Source organism: Syntrophothermus sp. (genome assembly GCF_013314835.1).
GTDB lineage: Bacteria > Bacillota > Syntrophomonadia > Syntrophomonadales > Syntrophothermaceae > Syntrophothermus > Syntrophothermus lipocalidus.
Genome location: NZ_JABUEX010000009.1, coordinates 1 through 25,018, shown reverse-complemented (window position 1 = coordinate 25,018; position 25,018 = coordinate 1). Strand labels below are relative to the sequence as shown.

Sequence of the window (25,018 nt, the reverse complement as noted above, 5' to 3'; positions counted from 1 at the left end):
TGTGGCAGAGAAGCTAGTGAAGTACCAAGGCGATACGACTTCCCGCGAGCTGTGGACCGGGGGGCCTGTGGTAGCCACTGGCGTTTCCAGGTTGCTGGACCCAACCGACCGGGGATTTACGGCAGTGATGTTCCAGCAAGGAAAGCCGCCCCTGGACGCGGAGATAAACCTGCTGCAGCAGATCCAAAACCATCTTCGGGCGCAAATTATGCGGCAGCTAATGCCGTCGGGAATATTGTCTCTTGGCGCCTTGACCACAGGGGTAACTAGCCCGCTCAACTGTTTGCGCTTGGGCGAGACTTACGCTCTGGTCAACGGCTGGCTGGTCAAAATCGCCGGAGCCAACCGGAGCGATACCGCTAACGACATTATCTTCCCGGAAGCCCCTATTTCGGGCTACCGGGATGACCTGGCTTTCATCGAGTTCTGGTTTGAGGAAGTGGCGCCCACAGGGAGCCCGGAACCCGATAGCGAGAACGTCTATAAGTACGGCGGCGTCCAGAGCGGCACCCAGACCAATGATCTCCAGGATACCACCATCGGGGACGAGACCACCCGGCGCATCCAACTCAGGTGGCGTATCCGGACTGTAGCCGACGTCGACTTTGTGAACTATCCAGACGGCGTAAACCATGGGGACAAAGTAAAGGCCTGGGGCGGGGCCGGGGCCGATACCATTTACACTTTCTCGCCGTCGAGTACCGACAGCAAGCTCTATGTGGCCGGTGACGGTTCCGAAGCGGCCTGCGATGCCCTTAAATGCGCCACCGGTTACGTCTATGCCCTGAGTTTATTTAAGGTTCATAGACGGAACCAGACGGCCTATGATGCCGTGAATAACCCTGACGGCGCCCCGGCCTATGGGCAGCCCAACCCGCGGCCAGACCAACTATTCCACAACGTCATTGCGGCCAGGGACGTAACGCCAACCTATTTTTTAACCGACCTGAAGGAATACCTCTCTCCCGGCATTGAAGCCATGGGAGCCACCGTAATGGAGCTTGCCCGGGCGGTCAGGAGCACCGACCTCGAACTGGACAAATGGAAAAAGCAGCGGCTGCAACAGGGCACGGTGACCATCTACAATAAGCTGGTGGTCGAGGGAGCAGTTATTAACGGAGTGCCCAACTCGAGGAACATCCAGGTTACAAAGACCGGCACTTATACGGCTGGCAATGTTTCTAAGGTATATGTAGATGGTAAGGACGTCCTGATCCCGGATGAGCAGAACGTGGCTGCGGTGCCCACGAACCCGGACACAGTGGCCAAGACCTACTACACCTGGCTGGACTGGGATGCCAGTTCTGGGAGATATAAAGTATATCTTGGCGCTGCCGTCCCGGAAGGTAAATTAAAACTCTACCAAATCACGGTGCCGGCGGGCGACCAGGGCACAGACCTGAGCGCCTGCACTTTCACAGACCAGCGGCGGCTGGAACCAGGGCATCCGAACTACTACAACACCAAGCCCTTCGCCTTAGTCAACCCTGGGGGGTACCCGATGCTTGACACCCCTGGCTATGACGTATTGCTCACGATAGAAAGCGCCAGCGACCCGGACAAGGTGGGGCGCCTGGAAATCTATGATAAAGCGAGCAATGGGTTCAAGATCAGGCCTACCGGCACCGCGGACAACATTCAGGTGCGCTGGACCATTGTTAATCCGGATATCGCTTAAGGGGGTGAGCGAATGATTGTGCGAGAAGTAAATGCGGGGCCGAAAATCGACTACGCGCTGAACGGGACGGTCCTGAGCCTAGGCGGCGGAACCATTTCGATTGATCTGGCAGCCCGGCAGCAGGATACGGAGACGGTGATCGATATCTGCCTCGACGACGGCCACCTGGTGGAAGGCATGGGGCGATGGTACGTGGCCACCATCATCATTCCACCCAGGCGCTATCACCTGGTGGACACCGGTAAGGTAGACGAGAACGGGGCGCCGGTTCTGGCATCGGAGGCCTTACCTTTGGACCTAGATGCCGTGGTCCTCAATTTATGGGCCTTGCCCGAAACTAGCGAAGGAGGTAGTGAAGTATGATCTTCAGTATTAAAGACACCTACCGGCAGGCTGTAGAAGCTGCTTCTGGCGGGAAGAATACAGTGCTTTATGACGACCTGGGTTACCCCTCCGTTATGGTCGTGGTTCCGCGGTTCAAGTTAAGCGACATTGACCCAACATGGCCGGCAGATCCTCATCCGGCGTTTATAGTAAACGGCCGGATAATCGATGAAATTTTCATCTCGAAGTTTCAGAACGTAGTGGTAGGCGGCCGCGCCCTCTCCCTGCCGATGCAGGACCCGAAGGTCTATGTGAACTTCGACCAGGCCAGGGGCTACTGCACTGCCAAGGGTAAAGGCTGGCACCTGATGACGAACGCGGAGTGGGCCGCGATTGCCCTCTGGTGCTGGAAGAACGGTTTCTTACCGCGGGGAAATAACTATGCCGGAGCCGACCATGGAGCGCTGTATGAGAACGGCCGCAAAATCTATGACTGGATTCTCACTTACAACTGGAACAATCGGGCCTACAAGATTGACGGCGCGAATTATTACCACGTAGGCCGAGTGGCCACGGGTAGTGGACCCGCCTCTTGGTACCACGACAACACCCCATTTGGCATTGCCGACCTAAACGGCAACGTATGGGAGTGGGTCGACGGTCTGAAACTCCACGATGGTAAGATATACGTCCATGGCGCCGGCGGAGTGGCCCAAAACAACTTTGAGACTCAAAACAACAGCCATGATGTGACCGGCTGGGTGGATACCGGAGCATTCTTCGACAGCACCGTGGCGGGCGATACGACTCAGACCGACCACGAGATAGCCGGCGATCCCATTTTAAGCCCGGACCGCACCAACCCCATGTATATCACTGACCCGACAACTGACGCCTATTACGGGTGGGAATTCGTTAGCTTTGAAAGTCTCACCGCCGAAACCGGCTTTACGCCCCCGGCCATGCTGAAACATCTGGCTATCCAACCCCCCGGCACTGGCCTTGGTGGCGACGGCCTCTGGGTGCGTAACTACGGCGAGCGCCTCCCGCTCCGGGGCGGGCATTGGGGCCATGGTTCGCGAGCCGGGGTTTTTGCTCTGAACCTGAACAGCGCCCGCTCGCACTCGGCCCACGCCCTCGGCTTCCGCTCGGCTTTTATTCCCGTGTAATCTGGGTTTTGAAACCTGAAATCTGCTGGGCGGGCGACAGCCCGCCCTCCCAGTTCTTGAACACGGGGGTAAAAGCCTTGGCTGAGGAGTTGAAGGTTCTACAAAAAACCTACGACATGATCCAGTACGGATACATTTGCCTGCGGCAGTACCCCAAGAGCGAGAAGCACACTTTGGCGGCCGAGACCAAGCGGGCCATGTTTGAGTTGCTAAAGGCCATCATCATGGCCAATAGGCGATACTACAAGAGGAACGCAATCCAGGAGGCTGACGTCCAGTTAGAAATCCTCCGCCATTATATACGGCTTGCAAAGGACCTGGAGTTTCTACCCATCAAAAAGTACGAGAACTGGTCTAAGATGACCACAGAAATAGGGAAAATGATTGGCGGCTGGCTTAAGTCAGCCCGTTAATCATTTTGGGGAGAAAGCCAAAGCGCCTCCCGATCCGGGGCGGGAATTGGGACAATGGTTCGCAAGCCGGGGTTTTTGCTCTGAACCTGAACAACGCCCGCTCGAACTCGGACAACAACATCGGCTTCCGCGCGGCTTCACCCTGTAGCCACAAGTGGCCGGCTCACGGGCCGGCCTCCAGCGCGCAGGGGTAAAGGGGCTTTCTTCCCTGCCGTGCCTCGATATCGGGACCGGCAAAAAACTGAATTGCCGGGAAGGCAGTTAGTAACCCGCGAGGGCGAAGGGTGCCACGCCCGGCGCCTCTTTTTAGAGGTGATGACATGAAGAAACTTAAGGGGTTATATCCCAAGGTCTACGATTTCGAGAACCTTCTGGAGGCCTACAAGGAGGCCCGTAAATGCAAAAGGTTTCAGGACGAAGTCCTGGCGTTTACCCGCAACCTCGAGGAAAACCTGATCAGCATTCAGAACGAGCTGATCTGGAAAACCTACAAGGTGGGCCGATACAGGGAATTTTTTGTCTACGACCCGAAGAAACGGCTGATTATGGCATTGCCATTTAAGGACCGGGTGGTCCAGTGGGCCATCTACAGGGTACTTAACCCGCTTTTGGAGCGGCGCTATATCTCGGACAGTTACGCCTGCAGGGTGGGCTACGGGACCCACCGGGCGGCGGATAGGCTTCAATACTGGCTCCGGTATCTGGCCAGAAGATACCCCAGGGTATACGTCCTTAAGCTGGACATAAGCAAGTATTTCTACCGGGTAGACCACGACGTTCTCATGGGGATCTTACGGCGGATAATAGCCGACGAGGACATGCTCTGGCTGCTAGAGACCATCGTCCGGTCGGAGGACACCAAGTTTGGCATCCCTCTGGGCGACCACGGTTTCGAGTGCGAGAGGGTCGAGGGAGTGGGTATGCCTATAGGCAACCTAACAAGTCAAATGTTCGCCAACCTCTACCTGAACGAGCTGGACCAGTATGCCAAGCACGTCCTGAAAGTCCGGCATTATATCCGCTATATGGACGATGTGATCATTTTGCACCCGGATAAGAAATACTTGTGGCGGCTCAAAGAAGAGATCGGTGCCTTTCTGGAGGACCATCTGCACCTGGTGCTCAACGACAAGACCACCGTCCGGACTGCGGACCAGGGGATTGACTTCTGTGGCTACCGGATATGGCCCACTCATAGGAAGCTCCGCAAGAGGACGGCCCTCAAAATGAAGCGGCGCCTGAAATACCTTCAGAGGGCCTATGCCCGGGGCGAGGTCAGCTTTGACGAGGTGAACGCCAGCGTGCAGTCCTACCTTGGGCTGCTCAAGCATTGCAACAGCTACAGGCTGCGGAAGAAGTTGTTTGACGATCTTGTTTTTGTACGAGGAGGGGATGCCGGTGAAAACGATGATAACCTGGCCAAGGGGTGAGGCTTATGCCCGGGCCTGATCTCGCGCAATATGGCATTGCATTTTTCACGGTGGCAGGTTTGATTTTCTTGGTAGCCCAGTGGTTCAAGCACAAGAGTGACCAGGAGTTAGCGGAGGTGGTCCAAAACAACACCAAGGCCTTAGAGCAGTTAACGACCTTGATCCAGGTGGCGTTAGCCCGGCAGGAGGCTAAGATAGACGAGCTTCTCGAGCGGGCCAGGCGGTGATGGCCATGCGGGGATTTTGGAATGATCCTGATGGGATCACTATCGAGGACCTTGCGGTCCTTGCATCACTGGGGCTGTATGTCTTTGTTGGAGTAAAAATCGCCCTGGCTGGAGATGTCTCCACAAATCAGGTCGATTTTTTCGCTGTCTTGGGATACCCGATCATTGCGGCCATTGCCAAAAAAGCCATTGAACGGATTGGGTGGCCTACGCTTGGGCGGCGGGGTCAGGTCTCACCGTACCAGCCACCATACTCTTATGATGGCTATTACTCGCCTCCGCCACAACAGGTTTATACCCCGAGAGACGAGGGCGGCGGAGAAGGGCAGACCGGCGCTTCTAATAAACCCACAATTTAAGGAGGTGTTGTTAGGTGAGAGTGTGCATTGATCCCGGCCACGGGGGGAGCGACCCGGGGGCCATGGGGGTAAACGGCCGGCCAGAAAAGGAGACTAACCTCCGGGTAGCCATTCTCGTTGAGCAGGAACTGAAGAGCAGAGGCATCGATGTGCTGCTGACCAGGCGGGACGACCGGGACGTTAGCCTCTCCGAGCGGTGCCAGATAGCGAACCGCTGGGGAGCCGATATTTTCGTGAGCCTCCACGCGGATGCTGCGGGCGGCCCGAGCGCCAAGGGACACCATGCTATTCACAGTATCCATTCCAAGCCGGGGCAAGGGGGCAACAAACTGGCCAGGCTTTTGGTGGACCAGGTAACACTGGTCACGGGCCGGCAGCCCTTCCCCCGGGGAGACAGGGGCGTATGGACCAGAGAGAGCGAGAAGCACCCAGGAGTTGACTACTATGCGGTAATCCGCGAGACGGACATGCCGGCGGCTATATTGGAGCGCGGCTTCCTTACAAACCCGGAGGAGGCGGCACTGCTGTTCGACGATGGTTTTCTGCGGAAACAGGCCCAGGGGATTGCCCGGGCCATCATGATGTATTTCGGTTTGAAAATCGAGGAGGTGGCGGCAGCCATGTTCAAGGACATCATAGGCCACTGGGCTCAGGGCAACATCGAGCATCTGGCTCAACTGGGGATTGTGCGCGGCCGGGAGGACGGCACTTTCGCCCCGGATGCGCCGATTACCAGGGCGGAGGCGGCTGTGATCGTGGGCCGGGCCATCGAGTACGTCCTGGCCGAGGTTAAGAAAATGATCAAGGAGGCGGCGTAAATGGACGATTTGCTTTTGCGGGTGCTATATGACGTTCTGGTGCTTTTGGCAACCGTAGCGGCCGGCTACGCGGTAGCCTGGTTCCGCAAGCGCCTGGGCGTAGAGGGGATGAAGCGGATTGAGGCTGAACTTGCCGCAAAGCAAGAACTGGCAGCCCTTGCGGTACGGTTTGTTGAGCAGGTTTATAAGGATATCCATGGGGAAGCGAAATACCAAAAGGCCGCCGAGTGGCTGGCGGCCAGGGCGGGAGAACTGGGCCTGAAGATAACGCCCGAGGAGATCAAAGGCTTAATCGAAGCGGCCTTACGGACATTCAAGGACGAGTTTGGCGAGGAATGGGCCAAGCAGGCGTAATATGGCAGGAGGGGCACGGACAGACCGGCCCCTCCTTTTGTTGTTTTGGGCCGGACCGTACGGTATAATAGTTGTGAGTCTTGAAAATCGGAAGGGATGGACTTTAATGAGCGATAGAGATGATCGTCGGCGGAAGTATATCACATTTACCTTCGGCTGCCAGATGAACGAACATGATTCAGAGGTGCTGGCTGGCATACTGGAAAGCATGGGCTATTGCCAGGCCGGTAATTCGGAAGATCCCGATATTATTCTTATAAATACCTGCTGTGTGCGCAAAACCGCGGAAAACAAGGTGTTTTCCCTGCTAGGTCGGCTGCGCCGGCAAAAGGCACAGAACCCTAACCTGATCATTGGCGTATGCGGCTGTATGCCCCAGCAGGAAGGCATGGCCGAAAGAATAAAGCAGCTTTTCCCGCATGTCGATTTGATTTTCGGCACGCACAATGTACATCAACTCCCGGAACTGATCGGCAAGGTTATCGAGGGGCAAAAGCAGGTCCTTGAGATATGGCCGGGTTATGGCGGCGAACTCCGGGAAGAGTTGCCCGTTAAGAGAAAGGAGGGGGTTCGCGCCTGGGTCACGATAATGTACGGCTGTAATAATTTTTGCACCTACTGCATAGTACCGTATGTAAGGGGAAGGGAAAAAAGCCGCAGTCCCGAGGCTGTCTATGAAGAGGTAGCAAGGCTTGCCGGGGAAGGATTTAAGGAAGTAATCCTCCTGGGACAGAACGTGAATTCTTACGGCAAGGACCTCGGAGTTAAAACAGATTTTGCCTCTCTGCTCGAATCCCTGGAAAATATCGACGGTATCGATAGAATACGCTACATGACATCGCATCCGAGGGATTTTAGCTTAAGGCTGGTCGAAGCAATTGCTGCCTCAAAAAAGGTGTGCGAGCATTTCCACCTGCCGGTGCAGGCAGGCAGCAACCGGATTTTAAAAAAAATGAACAGGGGATATACAAGGGAAGAATATGTAGATCTAATCAGATATATTAAATCCCTTATTCCGCATGCAACCGTAACTACTGACATAATGGTCGGTTTTCCAGGAGAAACCGATGAGGATTTTAACGACACCCTGGATCTGGTCAGAGAGATCCGCTTTGACAGCGCCTATACGTTTGTCTATAACATCAGGCCGGGCACACCGGCCGCTGAAATGCCGGACCAAGTAGCAGAGAATGTAAAGAAAGAAAGAATTCAGGCCTTGATTAAGCTGCAAAATAAAATCAGCCTGGAAAGAAACGAAGAGGAGGTCGGGCAAACCCAGGAAGTCCTGGTGGAAGGGGAGAAAGACAGGGGCTCAGGGTTCATTTACGGCAGGAACAGGGGAAATAAAACGGTTATTTTTAGCGGCGATCCCAGCCTCGTCGGCAAAGTTGTCCCGGTAACCGTAACTGGCGCAAGATTAGCCCATTTAACAGGAATATTAAGTTATAATTATCACCAGGAGGGATCCCGGTGACTTTTACTCCGATGATCAGGCAATATCTTGAGATAAAAAAACAGTATCCGGATGCCATCCTTTTTTTTCGCCTGGGCGACTTTTACGAAATGTTTTTTGACGATGCGCGCCTTGCCTCCAGAGAACTGGAGATAACCCTTACCGGAAGGGACGGAGGAAGCGAGCGCGTTCCTATGTGCGGCATACCTTATCATGCTGCCGACGGCTACATTGCCAGGCTGATCAGCAAGGGGTACCGGGTTGCCATTTGTGAGCAGGTGGAGGATCCTGCCGAGGCGAAGGGCATCGTCCGCCGGGAGGTAACGAGGGTAATTACTCCGGGCACGGTTACGGAAGGTCATTTCCTGGAGGACAAAAAAAACAATTATCTGGCCAGTATTGCCCCGTTTGAAGAGGGATACGGACTTGCCGTTACCGATATCACTACAGGAGTTTTTATGGTCAGCTCTTTCTCCGGTGTCAGAGCATGGAGCGAGTTAATTGATGAAATGGCAAGGCTAAACCCGGCCGAAGTGATTATTCCCCTGGCATATTCTGACAAAATGGGAGGGGATTTAAAACAGCAGGGAATTCTGGCAGTAAGCGGTTACAGGGATACAGCCTTTTCTCCGGCGGAAGCCGTGCCGGCTTTTGAGGAGCAGTTTGGGTCTGCCGGTTCTTTGTGCAATAGGACAATTGATTATCATGCTGCAGTTGCGGCGGCAGGCGCCCTCCTCATTTTTTTAAGGGAAACTCAGAAAAGAGTATTGAAGCATATAAACAAGGCTGCTTTTTACCGCCCCGGTAAGTACATGATACTGGATGCCAACACCAGGCGCAACCTCGAACTGACCAGGGCTATCTCTGACGGATCACGAAGAAACACGCTGCTTTCAGTAATAGATCATACCGTCACCGCCATGGGCGGAAGGCTGCTGAGAAACTGGATCGAGCAGCCCCTTTTGGATGTGGCAGAAATCAAGGCGCGCCTTGAGGCAACAGAGGATTTGGCCGGGAATGCAATGCTGCGCCTGGAATTGAAAAGTTTACTGAAGAACGTTTATGATCTGGAAAGGTTGACGGGGAAGATATCTTTCGGCACGGCAAATGCACGCGACCTGATCGGCTTAAAGAAATCGCTGGCCAATCTTCCTTTAATTAAACAACTGTTACTTGCCCAGGCCGGTGCCGCACTGTTAAAAGATGTTGCCCGGTCTATCGATCCGCTTGAAGAAGTGCGGGAGTTGCTTGAGGCGGCAATAGACGATAACCCACCGCTGTCTTTGAAGGACGGGGGAATTATAAAAAAAGGGTATAATCATGAAGTGGACAGGCTCCGCCAGGCCAGGCGCGAAGGCAAATCCATGCTGGCCGGCCTGGAGGAGCGTGAACGCGCTCGAACCGGCATAAAGTCTCTCAAGGTGGGTTTTAATAAAGTTTTCGGATACTATATCGAGGTTACCAGGGCTAACCTGGAGCTGGTTCCTGAAGACTACCAGCGCAGACAGACGCTTGCCAACGCTGAAAGATTCATAACCCCTGAGTTAAAGGAATATGAGGATATGATCTTAAGAGCGGAGGAGCGCCTTGCAAGTCTGGAGCGGCGCTTGTTTGACGAAGTGCTGGAAAGGCTTTCTGGGGAGATTCACCGGATTCAAAAATCAGCTTCCGCCATAGCAACGGCTGACGCGCTTTATTCCCTGGCTGAAGCTGCCGTTAAAGGGAGGTACTCTAGGCCGGAAATTGCTGAGGACGGCAAACTGCATGTAAAGGACGGACGCCACCCGGTTTTGGAACAGGTTATGGGGCCCGGCCGGTTTGTGCCGAATGATACCTTCATGGATAACGAGGAAAGCCGCTTTATTCTGTTAACTGGCCCGAATATGGCCGGAAAAAGTACCTATATGCGGCAGGTTGCCTTAATAGTTTTGTTAGCGCAAATTGGCAGTTTCGTGCCGGCATTATTTGCCAGAATACCGGTGTTTGACAGAATATTCACCAGAGTGGGCGCGTCAGACGACATTGCCGGCGGGCAGAGTACATTCATGGTGGAAATGAATGAATGCCGTATTATTGTTAATGAAGCAACAGAAAAAAGCTTGATTATTATGGACGAGGTGGGCCGTGGCACGAGCACTTACGACGGTATTAGCATTGCCCGGGCGCTGGCCGAATACATACATACAAAAATCCGGGCAAAAACTTTATTTTCCACCCATTACCACGAACTGACGGACCTGGACAGTATGCCGGGGATTGTCAACTTTAATGTGGCAGTCAGGGAGGAAGGCGAAGATATCATTTTCTTGCGCAAGGTGGTGCCGGGAAAATCTGACCGCAGTTACGGGATTCAGGTGGCCAGGTTGGCAGGCCTGCCTGGGGAAATTATAAACAGATCAATGGAGATTTTAAAAACCTTGGAGCTTGCCGCAGAACGGCCGCCGCAGCCTTCACCTGCAAAAGAATGGCCGGCATACAGGTATAAAGAAAACGAGTGCCATGTCATTCAAGAGCTGCGCAGGTTAAATGTGCTGGAAATGACTCCACTGGAGGCAATCAACAAGCTTTATATGCTGCACAAGAAGTTAACTGAAAGCGCGACACTAAAGACAACATCTCTTTAGCTTTTAAGAGGGGGGAAGCCAATGTATGTCGGTGTTGATGTAGGGGGTACATACACCGATGCGGTACTGGTTGAAAACGGCCGGGTTAGGGCCACGGCCAAGGTGCCTACCGGGAAAGACCTTCTGGAGCCAATTTTAAAGGCAATGGATATTATTCTTAAAGATGTTGATAAAAAAAATATTAAGAGAGTTGTCTTCAGCACCACGATGATTACCAATTTAATAGCGGAAAAAAAATACGACCGGGTTGCCCTCCTTTTAATTCCGGGGCCCGGCTTGAGCCACAAGTACTATGAATTAGGCACTGATGCGCATATACTCTCCGGTTCTATTGATTACCGCGGCAGGGAAATAGTCCCCTTAAAAAGGAGTGAAATTGAATCTGCCTTGGCCGACCTGGCCGCCAAAGGTTACAAAAAGGTCGGTGTTGTCGGAAAGTTTTCCCCCCGCAATAACTCCCATGAAAGGCAGGTTGCTACAATCATAAGCGAAAAATACCCCTACTGGCAGGTTGAAACGGGTTCCCGTATTGGAAGCAGGCTGAACTTTCCGCGCAGAGCAGTTACTGCCTACTTAACCTGTGCCACACGTGAGCGTTACAGTTATTTTGTCGAATCGGTCCGCCAGGCGCTGAAAAAGCGTGAAATCAAGGCAGATGTATTTATTTTAAAAGCAGACGGCGGAACTCTGCCCCTGAAAAGTTCTGAAGAAATGCCGGTAGAAACGATTTTTTCCGGGCCTGCTGCAAGCACGTTGGGAGTACAGGCATTAACTCCGCCGGGAGAAACGGCCGTTGTAGTGGACATTGGCGGCACCACTACCGACCTCGCCTTAATTTTAAGCGGCAAGCCACTTCTTTCTGCAAAAGGGGCAAGAGTTGAAGGGCAGCTTACCCAAGTGCGCACACTGGCCGTAAAATCCATTCCTGTCGGAGGGGATAGCCTCCTAAAATGCACCGGTGCCGGTTTGACGATATGTCCTGAGAGGATGGGGCCTGCCTATTGTTTGGGAGGGCCGGCGCCAACCCCGACCGATGCCTTGAGGGCACTTGGAATGACCGAATTAGGAGACCTGGAAAAGGCAAGGGAAGCCATGACCCTGCTTGGAAAGGACGCCGGCATGAACGGTAGCGATGTTGCCGGAAAGGTGATAAACCTTGTGGTGGAAAAAATTGCAAACGAAATAGACAGGATGTTTCTTGAATGGGAGCAGGAACCTGCCTACAGGGTATGGGAAGTGCTGCAAAAGCAAAAGGTAAGACCTTCCGTTGTGGTCGGGGTGGGAGGCGGCGCCCCGGGTTTTATTGCCGGGGTGGCTGAAAAACTGGGGTGCCGTCCGGTTATACCTTCCTATGCGCCGGTGGCCAACGCAATCGGCGCTGCAGTGGCCAAGCCGACAATGCAGGTGAGTCTGCGGGCAGATACCGAACAAGGCTATTACATTATCCAGGAAGAAGGTATTAAAGAAAAGATCGACAGGAGGTCTTTTAACGAGCAAACAGCGCTGGATGTGGCCAGGGACATGCTGGTCAGGAAGGCGTTAAAGTACGGCCTGGAGGTAGCGCCGGAAGAAATTGAGGTTACCCACCAGGAAGTGTTCAATATGTTCAGGGACTGGACGACGAAAGGAAAGCTTATTGAGGTCATTGTGCAAACTGCCAGGGGTATTATGTGCAGTATAAGGACGGGAGGGAATTGAAAATGAAAAGGGTCTCAAATAAGCAAACAGGCTTGATTTTCTTCCCGGCCTTTGACTGGGCAATTTCGCCCACCCATCCGGAAAGAGAGGAAAGGCTCCTTTACACCCGGGACCAGATATTCGAGGAGGGCATAATGGACCTGCCTCAGATAATTGAATTTGCCCCAAAATTGGCCACAGTTCACGATGTCGCCAGAGTGCATTTTTGTGTGCCCCGGGTAAAAGACCAGACCACCGAAGCGCATCTGATTGCAGCCGGTGCCGCAATCCTGCTGGCAGAACAAATTGTTGCCGGAAATATCCTTAACGGCTTTGCCCTGGTCAGGCCGCCGGGGCATCACGCCATGCGGGTGGTGCACGGAAACAGGGGTTTTTGCAACATAAACAATGAAGCCATTATGATAGAAAAACTGCGCAGCCGCTATGGAATCAACCGCATTGCCGTTGTTGACACGGATGTGCACCACGGCGACGGTACTCAGGACATATTCTGGCATGACCCCGATGTTCTGTTTATATCCTTTCACCAGGACGGCCGCACGCTTTATCCCGGCACCGGATTTACCTATGAACTGGGCGGGCCAAAAGCTTTTGCCCGGACCATTAACATACCTTTGCCGCCCGGAACAACTGATGAAAGCCTGATGTACGTGGTTGACAACCTGATTGTGCCCGTCTTAAAAGATTTCAAGCCAGATTTTATTGTAAATTCGGCAGGCCAGGACAATCATTATACCGATCCGCTGGGAAGCATGCGGATTACAGCCCAGGGTTACGCCAGGCTGACTGAAAAGTTAAAGCCTGATATTGCCGTGCTTGAAGGCGGCTATGCCATTGAAACCGCCCTGCCGTATGTAAATATGGCTATCATTCTGGCTTTGGCCGGTTTGGACTATTCTGAAGTGCGGGAGCCGGATTACTGGCCGGGCCGCTTTAAAGAAAGCCCGGAACGCAAGGCGCAGGTACAAAGGCTTGTGGAGGAACTGTTAAAATACTGGGAAATGCGCGACAAAGCTTCGCCCGACCCCAAATCAGTCAACGGCAGGTTTTATCAAAGAAAGCGAAGGATTTTTTACGACACGGATTATATAGAGGAAATTCAGTTTGAAAGCCTTAAACTGTGCGACGACTGCCCGGGGTACCTGTCCATTGACTCGACGGCCAATCACGGCTATGGCAGGACGGGGAAGGTTTTGTGCCTTTCTGTGCCTTTCAAGGCCTGTTCCGTCTGCCGGGCGGAAGCGGCCGAAACATATGAGAGGTCTAAAAAGGACAGGGACTATCAGTACGTTTACCTTCAGGACAAAGCCGCCGACACTTTCCTCGGCTATGAAGTTAGTACCGGCCAGGAATGGTTTTCGAACGGCTAGTGGAGGTGCTGCCTTGGCAAATATAATTATTCTGGATGAATTTACGGCCGGCCAGATAGCAGCGGGGGAAGTGGTAGAGCGGCCGGTGTCAGTGGTCAAGGAGTTGGTGGAAAATTCCATCGATGCGGGGGCCGGCAGAATCGTCGTTGAGCTTGAGGGAGGCGGCCTTCAAGCAATAAGCGTGTTGGACGATGGCTGCGGCATGAGCGAGGAAGACCTTGTGCTGGCCTTCCAGCGCCACGCCACGAGCAAAATTAAGTGCAGTGACGATTTAAACCGCATAACCACGCTTGGGTTCAGGGGGGAAGCCCTGCCCAGTATAGCGGCGGTTTCAAAAATAACCGTTGCCACCCGGACCCGCGATGCTTTGGCCGGAACCAGGGCGGAATTTGCAGGGGGAGAGCTGATCGGCAAGGGGCCAATTGGCTGCCCCCCCGGCACAAGTATTACGGTAAGGGATTTGTTTTACAACACACCGGCCAGACGAAAGGCAATGAAAGCGCCTTCAGCCGAGGGCGCTCTGTGCGGTGGGCTGATATCACGCCTGGCCCTAGCCCGCCCCGATATCTGTTTTGAGCTGGGAATTAAGGGCAGGCGGGTTTTTTACTCGCCCGGTTCGGGCAACCTGATCGATTCGCTGGCTGCCGTTTACGGCCGTCAGATTGCAGCAGAAATGATTGCGGTAAAGGCTGTTGCGGAAGGCCTCTCGATAAACGGGTATTTGGGCAAGCCATCTCTTAGCCGCAGCACCCGCAGCCATATAACGGTAATAATAAACGGACGGTACGTGCGCTGCCCTGCCATTGCGGAGGCAATTGAAGGAGCCTACGGCACCCTCCTGTCCAGGGGGAGAAGGCCGGTGGCGGTTCTGTCCTTATCAGTTTCGCCGGAACTGTTGGACGTAAACATACATCCGGCCAAACTGGAGGTGCGCCTGCTGGAAGAAGAAAAAACAGCAAGCCTGTTGGCCGGCATCTTGAAAGACGCTCTTGCTGACAAAGCGGTAATACCGTCCGCGGGTAATTTCCGGCAGGCAGCACTGCGCTTGGAAAATAATAAACCCGGGGCTGAGATTTTCGACGGCCTGGGTGCGGGGATCATTAAAACGCCCGGCGGGGGATCTTCTGACAGGCATGTTCCGGGCGACAAAAAAAATATCCAGGAATGTTTAACCCTGCCTGATGCCCATGAATATGTTGCAGACAGGGTATGGGTCAGGGAAGCGGAAGACACCCCGGCCTACGGCAATAAGGTTGAAAAGCTGCCCGTTTTAAATGCCCTTGCCCATTTTCCACCCGTTTACATTCTGGCCGGAGGCGAAGACGGGCTTTATATTGTTGACCAGCATGCAGCCCACGAAAGGATTATCTATGAAGAAATCCTGTCGTCAGGCAGGACCAGACCGAGCCAGTACCTGCTTGTTCCGGTAATGCTGGAACTGGACTACCGCGAAGCTTCCATTTTGATCGAACGGATAATCTGGTTTACAGACGCCGGCTTTGTTATAGAACATTTTGGAGGAAATACTTTCCTTTTGAGGGGTGTACCTTTTGAATTGCCCGCTGGGCAAGAAAGAGAAATAATTTTAGATCTTTTGGATTACTTTGAAAGTAAAGGAACTGGTGCGGGTATGACAGATTTCTTTAAATGGGCTGCCGCTTCAATTGCCTGCAGGAGCGCAGTGAGGGCCGGAGAAAAGCTTTCGCTGCCTTCAATGAATGCGCTTCTCCAGAGGCTGTCAGGAACTGCCAGCCCGTATACTTGTCCCCATGGAAGACCGGTCGTTATCAAATTGTCATTCAGGGAGCTGGAATTGCGTTTCAGGAGATGAAACAAAAAGATTATCTGAGATTTGCGGTAACGACATCTCTCCGGCCGTCCCCGGAACAGGTTGCAGCGGCAAAAAGGCTTGCCGCGGAATTGAATACTGTTTTTCTTGAGAGAAACAATCTTTCCTTAAAAAGCCTCTCCCGGCTGTTCAATGTCGAAAGGTTAATAGTAGTATCGGCGCAAAAAGTCTCCTGTATTTCGCCGGAGGGAAAGGAGTTTTTTTTCCACCCAAGTCTTGCCATACTGCGTATAAAGGAAATAAAAGATGGGAAAACTGACCAAATGATTAACGCCATGTCTCTGGGAACCGGACACTCGGTTCTGGACTGCACCCTTGGTTTAGGTACCGATGCGATTGTAGCCAGTTATGTAACCGGTTCAGGCGGCCGGGTAACCGGCCTGGAGAGTTCTCCAGTAATATCGGCGCTGGTCCGTGCCGGATTGTCGTCATATAATAAGGCCGGAGAGGATATTGCTGCAGCAATGCGCAGGATAACGGTGATTACCACAGATTACAAAGAATATCTGGCGACTTTGCCGCCCTGCTGTTACGATGTTGTTTACTTTGATCCCATGTTCCGGCTGCCCGGGCGAAAATCGCCGCCAGTAGATGCCTTCAGGACGCTGGCCAATCACGCCCCGGTTGATCGGGAATCCGTTGAACTGGCGCTGAGGGCGGCCGTAAAAAGGGTTGTTTTAAAGGAAAGGCGCGGCAGTTTGGAATTTGAGCGACTTGGGTTTAAAAAAATTTACGGAGGAAAATACTCCCCCGTAGCTTACGGGGTGATAGATTTGCAGGGTTAGCAGAAAGATGAGCAGCGAGAACAAAAAAGAACCTCTCCTGGTAATTACAGGGCCTACGGCTACAGGAAAAAGCGAAGTCGGCGTGCTGGTGGCCGAAAAGTTAGGCGGGGAGATAATTTCAGCCGACTCCATGCTTATTTACAGGGGCATGGACATCGGAACTGCCAAGCCCACAAACGCCGACAGGCGCGGTATCCCGCACCACATGATTGACATTGTTGAGCCGGATCAGGATTACAATGTTGCTCTTTACCGGGAGCAGGCAATGGCGGTTATAAAAAAAGTGCTTGAAAGGGGAAATTTACCCATAGTAGTTGGCGGTACGGGATTATACATAGAAGCCCTGATTAGGAACTATAGTTTTGGCGGAGCCGGCACCGATAAAACGCTGAGAAAAAAGCTTCAAAAAGAAGCCGCTGAAAGCCCCTTCCTGCTCCACCAGAGGCTTGCCAAAATCGATCCGGCAACAGCCTCGCAGCTCCACCCTGCCAATACAAGGAGGGTAATTCGTGCCCTGGAAGTATATTACCTTACAGGAAAGCCCATTTCGAATTTTAAAAGGCTAGATGAACCTGACCCTCCTTTTAACCTTTTAATGTTCGGTCTGACCATGGAAAGGGAGGCTCTGTACAGGAGAATTGAAAAAAGGGTTGACAGGATGATTGCCATGGGACTTATTGAGGAGGTGCAAAACCTGCTCCAGCGCGGCTTCAGTCCCGGATTAAATTCAATGCGCGGGCTTGGCTATAAGGAAATGATATCTTACTTAAATGGCACGCTATCTTTGGAAGAGGCGGTTGAAGTCCTGAAAAGGAATACACGGCGCTTCGCCAAGAGGCAAATGACCTGGTTCCGCCGCTATAAAGAAATAAGATGGCTTAAAATAGAAAATTTTGCAGATTGTGAGGCTATTGCCCAAGAAATTGCCAGATGCACAGAAGGAGTATTATAAGGTACGTAGAAACAATATTATTTAAAAAAGAAAAACATTCCAACGAAGGGAGCTCCTACAATGACAAAACCCCAGATTAACCTCCAGGATGCCTTTTTAAACCAGGTAAGAAAGGAAAACATCCCTGTTACCATTTTCCTTGTTAACGGCTTTCAATTAAAGGGAATGGTGAGGGGCTTTGATAATTTTACGGTGATTTTAGAAAGTGAAGGCAAGCAGTTGATGGTCTACAAGCATGCAATTTCCACCGTAAGCCCGTTGAAGCCTGTAAGCACTTCTTTTTCTGAAGCCAAGGCACCAGAAAAGTCCTGAGATTACGGCTCCTCACCGAGGAGCTTTTTTTTAGGTTGTAAAGAGCCGCTTTGGGCGTATAATTTATTGACTCAGAACCAGAGCGGGGTGTCGGAACAGTTGAAGATAAAAATTCTTAACGGCCAGCTTCCAGGTGTTTGTCAGGTGCAAAGGCCCGAATCCAAAATAAAAAAAATGCCTGTAAGCCATACTGCCGGAAAGACGGTAAAAGGAGGATATGAGCCCGGCCCGCCTAAGACAGCCCAGGAAATCATGATGGAACTTAATTCTCTGGTTGGGCTGCAAAGTGTAAAAAAATTAATCGAGGAAATTTATGCTTTTGTAGAGATACAGAAGAAAAGGCAAAAAGAGAAGCTAGCAGTGGAAAACCTTGTGCTGCACATGATCTTTAAAGGAAATCCGGGAACCGGCAAGACAACGGTGGCCAGAATTCTAGGCAGGCTTTTCAAGGAGGTTGGTGTGCTGCCGAGAGGCCATCTGGTTGAGGTGGAGCGCGCCGATCTGGTAGGAGAGTTTATCGGTCATACGGCCCAGAAAACCAGGGAGCAGATTAAGCAGGCCCTGGGCGGAATACTTTTTATAGATGAAGCCTATTCCCTGGCCAGAGGAGGAGAAAAGGACTTTGGCAAAGAGGCGATAGACGCCATGGTAAAGGGAATGGAGGACCACAGGGACAACCTTATCCTGATCCTGGCGGGATACCAGGAGGAGATGGACAGGTTTTTAGAAACCAACCCGGGCTTGCGTTCCCGCTTTCCAATTCATATCACCTTTCCCGACTACAGCATTAAAGAACTTTTGGCCATTGCAGACATAATGCTTAAGCAGAGGCAGTATGTTCTTTCCAGCGGGGCCAGGGAAGAGCTTCGCTTTATAATTGAAAAGGAACATAAAAGACATGAACACAGCGGCAATGCCAGGCTGGTGAGGAATCTAATCGAACAGGCCATCCGGCGGCAGGCGGTCAGGCTTTTACACAAAAAGGGCGAATTGAGCCGCAACGACCTGATGACCATCACCAGAGAGGATCTGGAAAGTGCGGCGGGTAATTAAAAGGCAGGTTGCCAGATATAGCCGAATGTTGCAGGGGAGATTAAAATGCCGGTGAAAATTATTGTTGATCTGGAGCTTTTGGCTAAAGAAGTGGAAGATGAAGTGCGGGAAGTTTATCTTTCAATAGAAAAAAAAGCCTTAAAAAATCACGCCAAGGTTCTTGAAGGCTTCCGCAGGTGGCACATCAGTGATTACCATCTTAAGGGCTCGACAGGCTATGGCTACGGCGACGCGGGCAGAGAAGCGCTGGAAAGAGTTTACGCCGAAATATTCAGGGCAGAAGCGGCACTGGTACGCGGACAAATAGTATCCGGCACGCATGCTATAGCTTTATGCCTCTACGGCATACTGCGCCCCGGGGATGAACTGCTTTTCATCCAGGGAGAACCTTACGACACCCTTAGCGAAATGATTGGCATCAGAGGCGAGGATCATGGATCTCTTAAAGAATTTGGCATTAATTACAGGCAGGTCGGGCTTGTTGACAGGACTGCAATTGATTACGAAGCCGTCGGACAGGCCATAAGCGACAGGACCAGGATGGTGATGCTGCAGCGTTCACGGGGTTACAGCTTAAATCCTTCCCTCAGCATAAGAGAAATGAAAAGAATTATAAATTTCATAAGAGACAAAAAGCCAGATACAATAATCTTTGTTGACAATTGTTACGGTGAATTTGTGGAAGAAGAGGAACCCATAGAGGCAGGCGCCGACCTGGCAGCGGGTTCTCTGATAAAAAACCCGGGCGGCGGGATTGCGGCAACCGGCGGCTATGTGGTGGGCAAGGCGCAGTACGTACAAATGGCTTCAAACAGGTGGACCGCCCCCGGCATTGGTGCAGGTGTGGGACCAACGCTGGAACATAACAGGCTTCTTTTTCAGGGGCTTTTTCTTGCCCCCCATGTTGTTGCTGAGGCTTTGAAAGGAGCTGTCTTTGCCTCAAGGTTTTTTGAAAGGCTGGGCTTTGAGGTGATGCCCCGGTATGATGAAGAGCGGCATGATATTGTGCAGGCCATCAGGCTGGATGCTCCGGAGAGGATGCTGGCTTTCTGCCGCGGCATACAGGCGTGTTCCCCGGTAGACTCCCATGTTGTTCCGGAAGCAAGTACCCTGCCGGGCTACGGAGAACCGGTGGTTATGGCTGCCGGAACATTCATCCAGGGGGCCTCGCTGGAACTCAGCGCCGACGGCCCCATCCGGCCGCCCTACGTCGTTTACCTCCAGGGTGGCCTATCCAAGGAATACGTGAGACTGGCTGTGATATCGGCTGCCAGAGAAGTTTTAAAAGTTTAAAAACTTATATTTTGAAATTTTATGAATATTTAATATTAGAAGGAGGTTTTAAGAGACAAATAGAGAATCTTTATAACGATTATTTTTAATAATGGCGGTGCTCTTATGAATTTAAAACAGTTAGAGGCATTCCTGCTGGTGGCAGAATTACAAAGCTTTACCAAGGCAGCACGGCAGCTTTACATGAGCCAGCCGGCCGTCAGCTTTCAAATCAAGGCCCTTGAGGAAGATCTGCAGGTTGCTTTATTCCAGCGCGGCGACAAGAAGGTGATTCTTACCGAAGCCGGACGCCTTTTGTACCCGGAAGCCAAACAAATGCTCAAGCATTACCAGAAGATTAAAGTAGGCCTTGATGATTTGAGAGACCTGAAAAAAGGCCATCTAGTAGTGGGGGCGAGCACAATTCCGGGGGAATATCTTTTGCCTTTATTGATTGGTAAGTTTAAGGAAAAATACCCCGGAATAAAAATCACCCTCAAGGTTTCCGGCAGCGGGCAGGTTGGACAATGGGTTCGGGAGAGGGAAATAGACCTTGGTATAACAGGTGCATTTATAGAAGGAGAAAGTCTTGAGTGCCGCCCCTGGATTGATGACCAGCTTGTTTTGATTGTCAATCCTTCCCACCGTTGGGCAAGCTTAGGCGCTGTCCAGGCGTCCGAATTAAAAAACGAACCGATGATAATGCGCGAACATGATTCCGGCACTCGCCGGACCATAGAAAAAAAGTTAAAGGAATGCAATTTGAGTCTTGAAAAAATCCCTCAAGGGATGGAGCTAGGCAGCACCAGGGCTGTTATAACGGCAGTGGAGGCGGGTCTAGGAGTGAGCATAGTGTCAAGATATGCCGCTAGGGAGGCTCTTGAATTGGGGCGGGTAAAAGAGGTTCAGGTAACCGGCCTCAACATGAACCGTAGCCTCTATCAGGTAAGGCATAAACAGGGTATAGAAGGGTTTGCCATCAGGGCTTTCACCGAATTCATTAATGACAGGAATGTTCTGGAACGTTTCCTTCTTTAAAACGCTTCCTGGTTAAACAGGAAGCGTTTTTTTGGAAAGCCGGCCGGCCAATTTTAGCTGTACATTTAGAAGGAAATTTAGTTCATTTTGTCAAATAAATCTCGCATGCAAAAGGCTTCATTATTAACTAAAAACAATAAAAAAAAGTTTTTAACCCTTCGCACCAAAATGGCCATCCTTTCATTTGGATCGGTTTTTCTTTCTATTTTAATTGGAGGGCTCATCGTAGTAGGAAAAATTTCCGTAACTCTGGAGAAAGAACTCGGCATGAGGGCGATGGCCATTGCCCGGACCCTGGCCCAATTTGAGGAGATCCAGAAAAATGTCGGCAGGCCGGGCGGAGAGGTTTTTATTCAGCCGCTTGCCGAACGTACCAGGCTTGCCACCGGCGTTGAATATATAGTTATTGTGGATATGGAGGGCAGACGCTATTCTCATCCGGTGGAAGACAGGATTGGCAAAAAGTTTAATGACCCTGATCTTGGCCCGGCCCTGGCTAACAACGAATATATATCCAGTGCCGAAGGAGTGCTGGGTCCGTCCGTCCGTGCGTTTGTCCCGATTAAGGTTGATGAGGGTACCAGGCAGGTCGGCGTTGTAATAGTCGGAATACTTACCCCTACAATAGGCAGCATTCTGAGAACAATTCAAATTCAACTTTATTATTCCCTGGGCATTGGGCTTGCAGTAGGCCTTCTAGGCTCTCTCTACCTGGCCAGGAAAATTAAAAGCGCCATGTTCAGCCTGGAACCAGAAGAGATTGCCCGCCTGTTAGAGGAACGGGAGGCAGCATTCCAGGCCATGAGCGAGGGCATAATCGCCATAGATACAGAGGGCCGCATAACCATTGCCAATAATGAAGCGGGGCGGATTATAGGGAAAAATAGAGAGGAAATTGTCGGCCGGCATATTAAGGAAGTTATTCCTAACACCAGGTTGCCGGAAGTCTTGCACACTGGTATTGCTCATATAAACACCGAAATGTTTTTAAACGATACCATGGTTCTGGTTAGAAGGGTTCCGATCAGGTTTAAGGGTGAGATAATCGGAGCGGTTTCTACTTTTCAGGATAAAACCGAGGTTAACAAGCTGGCAGAAGAACTGACCGGAGTAAAGGCTTTTGTGGAGGCATTAAGGGTACAGAACCACGAGCACATGAATAAACTTCACACCATAGCAGGATTAATACAGCTCGGCAAATACCAGCATGCCCTCGATTATATCTTTAACCTGACCGAAGAGCAGCAGGAGTTGACCAGGCTGCTGTCCAAAAATATTTTTGATCACAGCATAGCCGGCCTGATTCTGGGGAAATACAACAGGGCCAAAGAACTGCGGGTCGAAATGGAAATAGACCGCAACACCTTCCTAAAAGAACTGCCTCCTTCCCTTGAAACCGGCGGGCTGGTAATAATAATCGGCAATCTCATTGAAAACGCACTCGATGCCGTCCGCCGGCAGCAACCGGACCGGCGGAGGGTGTATTTTGGCCTGTTTGACAAACCGGGCAGCTTGGAAATGATCGTGCGCGACAGCGGACCGGGCATTCCGGAAGATGCCCGTGATAAAATTTTTGACCAGGGATTTACTACTAAAGGGGCCGCAAACCGGGGACTGGGTCTCTACCTGGTTAAGCGTTACGTTGATCTAGCCCAGGGTTCTATTTCCTTAAAGTGTCCAGATGGCGGGGGAACTGAATTTAACATTCGTATCCCAAAGGCATCAAATAATTATAAAGAATCATAAAGCAGACAATCTTGGGGAGGCGGATTAACAAATGTCCCAAATTGGCGTCTTAATTGTTGAAGATGACCCCATGGTGGTTGAGGTAAACCGCGGTTTCATCAATGCTGTTCCCGGATTTAAAGTGGTAGGAGTTGCCCGTTCCGGCCGCGAAGCCATTGAAATGATTAAGGAACTGTCGCCCGATCTGGTTCTTCTGGATATTTACCTTCCCGATGTAGATGGTCTTACCACCCTTCAAGAAATAAGGCGCATCGGCCTGCCGACCGATGTGATTATTGTAACTGCCGCTCAGGATGCAGAAACAATCCAGAGAGGTTTTCGTTACGGCTCAATTGATTACATTATCAAGCCTTTTAAATTTACCCGTCTAAAAGCGGCCCTAAACAGTTATGCAACACTGTATAACCGGTTCAGGCGGCAGGCCCAGATGAACCAGGCTGAAATCGACAGCCTAACGCTCGGCCGCGGCCAGCAGGTAGATGAAGGGGTTCCAAAAGGATTGAACGAAGTAACCTTAAAGCAGGTTTTCCTGTACCTTCTGAAGGAAGGCGTTGCCCTTTCGGCCGAAGAAGTGGCCGAAGGAGTCGGACTGGCCAGGGTTACTGCCAGAAGATATCTTGATTATATGGAAAAATCGGGGAAGGTAGTGCTAGAGCTCCAGTACGGCTCTGTTGGAAGGCCGGTTAACAGGTACAGAATAAAGGAATAACCCAAGGGGTAAAGAAATGAATCTGCGGATTTTTCTTTTTTTGTGCATCGTATGGCTGGTGGTTATTGCTGCCGGATGCAGCAGGCGGGTGGTTGACTCAGAACAGGTCAGCAGGGAAGAAAAAATCGTTATCAAGTTTTCCCATGTGGTGGCCGAGAACACTCCGAAAGGGCTTGCTGCCCAGCGTTTTGCAAATCTTGTCAAGGAACGCACGGGAGGAAGGGTGGAGGTTCAGGTCTTTCCTAATTCCGTTCTTTATAAGGATGGTGAAGAAATTCAGGCCCTGCAGGCCGGCGCGGTGCAGATGATCGCTCCCGCCACATCAAAGCTGTCCTTACTGTACCCCCAGTGGCAGGTTTTTGATCTTCCGTACGCGTTTGCTGATGAAGAGGCCGTTCACAGGGCAATGGAAAGCTACCTGGGCAAAAAGCTGTACGATGGGTTAAAAGCAAACAACCTTGTGCCGCTTTCTTTCTGGGGCAGCGGATTCAAGCAAATGACCAACAGCGTAAGGCCACTGATTAAGCCAGAGGATTTTCAAGGGCTTACTTTCAGAGTAATGATTAACAGCCAGGTTTTAAAGAGGCAGTTTGAGAAACTTGGCGCACACCCTGTAGAAGGTACTTTTGACAACCTGTATCGTGTCCTCGAGTCACGGGCGGTAGATGGAGAAGAAAATACGCTATCAAATATTTTTTCTAAAAATTTTTATAAAGTTCAGCCTTACCTGACCATTTCCAACCATGGTTACATGGGTTACGTGGTAATGACAAACAGCGAATTCTGGTCAAGTCTGCCGGAAGATGTCAGAAACATTTTGGAAAGCACGCTGCAGGAGGTTACAGAATGGGAGCACGAGCAGGCCTTGCAAATTAACAGGGATTGCTTAAAGCAAATAATTTCCTCCGGTATGGTACAGGTTCACTATCAGACCGAAGATGAAAAGAGAGAGTGGGTCAGAGCATTGAGGCCTCTTTATGAAGAGTTCAGGGAAATCATAGGGGAAGACCTTATAGATTATCTTGAAGAGTCCCGCCAGGAATAACCTCTTTACAATTACCTTAAATCTTTAGCAAGGCTATTGGCAATATTTTTCAAAAAGGGTTTAAAAGCGGGAAGTAAAAAAGACATCTTTTTTCCCGGTTCATCACTTATTTGATCTTTGAAAGGGAAAAAAGTGCCTATTTTTGTGATATTTATGATAAGTTATAGTATGAGCTGTATTGCATCAATATAAAATATAAACAAGCTAATAAATGGGAGTGTAAATTATTTTGTGTAAATGGGTATTCCCAGAAAAAATTGGTTAAGCTATAAATGGCTCTTACCTGCCAGGAGGGTAGGGCACTGCTGGAGAGCAACCCGAGCGCCTGGCAGGGTTCTGC

Annotated in this window: 23 protein-coding genes; all 23 read left to right on the top strand. The window is 51.2% G+C overall.

Translation table 11 applies throughout. The annotated features are described in order from the left end of the window. The first annotated feature begins 1 nt into the window (after position 1). The 23 genes from HPY90_RS04430 (at position 2) to HPY90_RS04320 (ending at position 24,678) form a co-directional block, all read left to right on the top strand. The gene (locus HPY90_RS04430; protein WP_287191649.1) at positions 2–1,678 is read left to right on the top strand and encodes a hypothetical protein; all 1,677 of its coding nucleotides are present in this window, start codon (positions 2–4) and stop codon (positions 1,676–1,678) included. A gap of 12 nt (positions 1,679–1,690) precedes the next feature. After that, positions 1,691–2,041, top strand: coding sequence for an AAA family ATPase (locus tag HPY90_RS04425; RefSeq protein WP_287191646.1), 351 nt, complete (start codon positions 1,691–1,693; stop codon positions 2,039–2,041). Further along, positions 2,038–3,171 carry an SUMF1/EgtB/PvdO family nonheme iron enzyme gene (locus HPY90_RS04420; RefSeq protein WP_287191643.1) on the top strand — a complete coding sequence of 378 codons (1,134 nt, stop codon included), beginning with the start codon at positions 2,038–2,040 and terminating at the stop codon, positions 3,169–3,171. The genes HPY90_RS04425 and HPY90_RS04420 overlap by 4 nt, the downstream gene beginning before the upstream one ends. A gap of 77 nt (positions 3,172–3,248) precedes the next feature. Further along, on the top strand, positions 3,249–3,584 hold the full coding sequence (gene avd / locus HPY90_RS04415; RefSeq protein ID WP_287191640.1) for a diversity-generating retroelement protein Avd: 336 nt from the start codon (positions 3,249–3,251) through the stop codon (positions 3,582–3,584). 320 nt (positions 3,585–3,904) lie between these two features. After that, positions 3,905–5,014 carry a reverse transcriptase/maturase family protein gene (locus HPY90_RS04410; RefSeq protein ID WP_287191638.1) on the top strand — a complete coding sequence of 370 codons (1,110 nt, stop codon included), beginning with the start codon at positions 3,905–3,907 and terminating at the stop codon, positions 5,012–5,014. A gap of 5 nt (positions 5,015–5,019) precedes the next feature. Continuing rightward, the gene (locus HPY90_RS04405) at positions 5,020–5,241 is read left to right on the top strand and encodes a hypothetical protein (protein ID WP_287191637.1); all 222 of its coding nucleotides are present in this window, start codon (positions 5,020–5,022) and stop codon (positions 5,239–5,241) included. A 5-nt stretch (positions 5,242–5,246) separates the two neighbouring features. After that, positions 5,247–5,600: a hypothetical protein gene (locus tag HPY90_RS04400; RefSeq protein ID WP_287191635.1), complete on the top strand. Its 354-nt coding sequence runs from the start codon at positions 5,247–5,249 to the stop codon at positions 5,598–5,600. A 14-nt stretch (positions 5,601–5,614) separates the two neighbouring features. After that, entirely contained in the window at positions 5,615–6,418 is an 804-nt protein-coding gene (locus HPY90_RS04395; RefSeq protein ID WP_287191633.1) for an N-acetylmuramoyl-L-alanine amidase, read from the top strand. Continuing rightward, a complete protein-coding gene (locus HPY90_RS04390; protein WP_287191631.1) occupies positions 6,419–6,772 on the top strand; it encodes a phage holin in 354 nt (117 codons plus the stop codon). It abuts the gene before it with no gap. Positions 6,773–6,878: 106 nt separating this feature from the next. Beyond that, positions 6,879–8,246, top strand: a complete 1,368-nt coding sequence (miaB, locus tag HPY90_RS04385) for a tRNA (N6-isopentenyl adenosine(37)-C2)-methylthiotransferase MiaB (RefSeq protein WP_287191628.1) — start codon at positions 6,879–6,881, stop codon at positions 8,244–8,246. Positions 8,247–8,257: 11 nt separating this feature from the next. Further along, positions 8,258–10,849: a DNA mismatch repair protein MutS gene (gene mutS / locus HPY90_RS04380; protein WP_012032509.1), complete on the top strand. Its 2,592-nt coding sequence runs from the start codon at positions 8,258–8,260 to the stop codon at positions 10,847–10,849. 21 nt (positions 10,850–10,870) lie between these two features. After that, the gene (locus HPY90_RS04375) at positions 10,871–12,547 is read left to right on the top strand and encodes a hydantoinase/oxoprolinase family protein (RefSeq protein ID WP_012032510.1); all 1,677 of its coding nucleotides are present in this window, start codon (positions 10,871–10,873) and stop codon (positions 12,545–12,547) included. A 2-nt stretch (positions 12,548–12,549) separates the two neighbouring features. Then, entirely contained in the window at positions 12,550–13,917 is a 1,368-nt protein-coding gene (locus tag HPY90_RS04370) for a histone deacetylase family protein (protein WP_041533247.1), read from the top strand. Positions 13,918–13,930: 13 nt separating this feature from the next. Beyond that, complete coding sequence (mutL, locus tag HPY90_RS04365; RefSeq protein WP_287191623.1) at positions 13,931–15,748, top strand: DNA mismatch repair endonuclease MutL; 1,818 nt, start codon at positions 13,931–13,933, stop codon at positions 15,746–15,748. Beyond that, positions 15,745–16,551, top strand: coding sequence for a class I SAM-dependent methyltransferase (locus HPY90_RS04360; protein ID WP_287191621.1), 807 nt, complete (start codon positions 15,745–15,747; stop codon positions 16,549–16,551). The genes mutL and HPY90_RS04360 overlap by 4 nt, the downstream gene beginning before the upstream one ends. Before the next feature lie 7 nt (positions 16,552–16,558). Next, positions 16,559–17,503, top strand: a complete 945-nt coding sequence (gene miaA / locus HPY90_RS04355; protein WP_287191620.1) for a tRNA (adenosine(37)-N6)-dimethylallyltransferase MiaA — start codon at positions 16,559–16,561, stop codon at positions 17,501–17,503. Between the two features lie 60 nt (positions 17,504–17,563). Then, entirely contained in the window at positions 17,564–17,815 is a 252-nt protein-coding gene (gene hfq / locus HPY90_RS04350) for an RNA chaperone Hfq (protein WP_012032515.1), read from the top strand. A gap of 99 nt (positions 17,816–17,914) precedes the next feature. After that, positions 17,915–18,868: an AAA family ATPase gene (locus HPY90_RS04345; protein WP_287191800.1), complete on the top strand. Its 954-nt coding sequence runs from the start codon at positions 17,915–17,917 to the stop codon at positions 18,866–18,868. Between the two features lie 45 nt (positions 18,869–18,913). After that, a complete protein-coding gene (locus HPY90_RS04340; RefSeq protein ID WP_012032517.1) occupies positions 18,914–20,161 on the top strand; it encodes a methionine gamma-lyase family protein in 1,248 nt (415 codons plus the stop codon). 105 nt (positions 20,162–20,266) lie between these two features. Next, on the top strand, positions 20,267–21,178 hold the full coding sequence (locus HPY90_RS04335; RefSeq protein ID WP_012032518.1) for a selenium metabolism-associated LysR family transcriptional regulator: 912 nt from the start codon (positions 20,267–20,269) through the stop codon (positions 21,176–21,178). 105 nt (positions 21,179–21,283) lie between these two features. Beyond that, entirely contained in the window at positions 21,284–22,924 is a 1,641-nt protein-coding gene (locus tag HPY90_RS04330; RefSeq protein ID WP_012032519.1) for an ATP-binding protein, read from the top strand. Positions 22,925–22,955: 31 nt separating this feature from the next. Further along, positions 22,956–23,633, top strand: coding sequence for a response regulator (locus HPY90_RS04325; protein WP_012032520.1), 678 nt, complete (start codon positions 22,956–22,958; stop codon positions 23,631–23,633). Between the two features lie 16 nt (positions 23,634–23,649). Next, positions 23,650–24,678 carry a TRAP transporter substrate-binding protein gene (locus HPY90_RS04320; protein ID WP_012032521.1) on the top strand — a complete coding sequence of 343 codons (1,029 nt, stop codon included), beginning with the start codon at positions 23,650–23,652 and terminating at the stop codon, positions 24,676–24,678. The last annotated feature ends 340 nt before the right edge of the window (positions 24,679–25,018 follow it).